Origin of the sequence: Pseudoalteromonas sp. P1-9 (genome assembly GCF_001399975.1) — a bacterium.
Classification (GTDB): Bacteria; Pseudomonadota; Gammaproteobacteria; order Enterobacterales; family Alteromonadaceae; genus Pseudoalteromonas.
The window spans coordinates 1-373 of the sequence record NZ_LKBD01000151.1 but is presented as its reverse complement, the minus strand read 5'-3'; the positions used below and the strand labels follow the sequence as shown (position 1 = coordinate 373).

1 protein-coding gene is annotated in these 373 nt (G+C 40.8%); it reads left to right on the top strand.

Annotation, left to right across the window (positions count from 1 at the left end; genetic code table 11):
- On the top strand, positions 1-373 hold a 373-nt coding region (locus AN214_RS22795; RefSeq protein ID WP_161805717.1), incomplete at both ends, for a putative Ig domain-containing protein.

Below are 373 nucleotides of genomic sequence, written 5' to 3'. Positions count from 1 at the left end.
TTTAACATTGAAGTACTTGATGTAAATGAAGCACCTACAATTTCAGGTAGCCCAGTTACGTCTGTAGATGAAGGAAAAGCCTATAGCTTTACACCTAGTGCATCGGATGTTGGTGATGATGCATTAACCTTCTCGATTACCAATAAACCAAGTTGGGCAACGTTTAATGCTAGTTCCGGTACTTTATCCGGTATTCCGAGCGCATCCGATATAGGTGTTACTTCAGGTATTATCATTACCGTGTCGGATGGTGTTTTAAGTGCATCGCTCCCTGCGTTCAATATTGAAGTAGTTAATGTAAATGAAGCACCTACAATTTCAGGTAGCCCAGTTACGTCTATAGATGAAGGAAAAGCCTATAGCTTCACACCTA